Raw genomic sequence first — 1,492 nt, forward strand, 5'->3', positions numbered from 1 at the left:
AGCGTAACCACGGCTATACGGGCAGTTATTCGGCGGTACGGCGCTTTCTGACGCACCTGAGGGCCGAGCGCGGAGCGAGAGCAACGACGATCCTGGAGTTCGCGCCAGCGGACGCCGCGCAAGTCGACTTCGGCGCTGGTCCCGCGTTGACGCACGAATCCGGCGTGCTGCTCAAGACATGGTTCTTCGTGATGACGCTGTGCTGGTCGCGACACCAGTACGCGGAGCTCGTGCTGGATCAAACCGTCGAGACGTGGCTGGCCTGCCACCGGCGCGCCTTCGAATGGTTCGGCGGCCAAGTCGAACGCGTCATCATCGACAACGCCAAGTGCGCGATCACGAAAGCGTGTATGTACGACCCCGAAGTGCAGCGCTCGTATGCCGCGCTGGCCGAAGGGTACGGCTTCCGTATCGACGCATGCCCCCCACACGATCCTGCCAAGAAGGGTGTCGTTGAGGCTGGAGTCAAATACGTCAAACGATCCTTCATGCCGCTGCGTGAATTCCGCGACCTCGCGGACGCCAACCGCCAATTGCGTGAGTGGGTGATGCAGCAGGCGGGCACGCGCGAGCACGGCACGACGCGCGAACAGCCACTGGCGCGCTTTGCCATCGAGCGCCCGCTGCTCGCCAAACTGCCCGATGTCCCGCCGGTGCTGGCCGTGTGGTGCGAGGTCAAGGTGCATTCGGATGGGCACGTCGTCTACAAGAAGGCGCTTTACTCGGTGCCGTTCACGCTCGTTGGCAAGCAGTTGTGGCTGAAGTCGACCGACACCGTCGTGCAGTTGTTCCACCGCCACGAACTCGTTGCGACTCACCCACGGCTGCGTAAGCCCGGTGATCGCCACACCGTGCGAGACCACCAGCCGCCCGCAGCGCAAGCGTGGCTCGAGCACGATCCGCAGTGGTGCCTGGCACGGGCGAAGGAGATAGGGCCGGCCTGCCACGCGCTCGTTCTCGCGATGTTCAACGACAAGGTGCTCGTCAATCTGCGCGGCGCGCAGGGCCTTCTCCGGCTGCGCGAGAAGGTCGGCGCTCAACGGCTGGAGGCCGCGTGCGAGCGTGCGCTCGTGTTTGCCAGCCCCAAGTACCGCACCGTCAAGACGATCCTCGACAAGGGGTTGGATAGCCAGCCTAGTGCAGCGCCAGCGCCGACGTCTGCGGCCACCGACACCTATCTGAACGGCGGCCGCTTCGGCCGCGACCTTCATTCCATTCTGATCCATTGAACGCCCATGAATCCCAGTCCAGAACTGAACACGATCCTCAAGCAGTTGCGTCTGTCGGGTGTGCTCGACTCGCTTGAGCAACGTAACCGCCAAGCCATCGACGGGCAACTCGCCTACACGGAGTTCCTCGCCATGCTGTTGCACGATGAGGTCGCACGTCGAGAGCACAAGAAGCTCGGTACACGGCTCGCTCGCGCTGGCTTCTCCCTGGGCAAGACGCTTGAGAACTTCGACTTCGACCGTGTGCCCAAGCTCAATCGCGC

Annotated in this window: 2 protein-coding genes; both read left to right on the forward strand. The window is 63.7% G+C overall.

Annotation, left to right across the window (positions count from 1 at the left end; genetic code table 11):
- Nucleotides 1-1,229: IS21 family transposase (gene istA / locus GWC77_RS27710; RefSeq protein WP_217283447.1), on the forward strand; the 1,229-nt coding region annotated here is incomplete at its 5' end.
- A gap of 6 nt (nt 1,230-1,235) precedes the next feature.
- A partial coding sequence (locus GWC77_RS27715; protein ID WP_217283448.1) for an ATP-binding protein occupies nt 1,236-1,492 on the forward strand: 257 nt, incomplete at its 3' end.

It is taken from the genome of Paraburkholderia sp. NMBU_R16 (assembly GCF_013282575.1).
Classification (GTDB): domain Bacteria; phylum Pseudomonadota; class Gammaproteobacteria; order Burkholderiales; family Burkholderiaceae; genus Trinickia.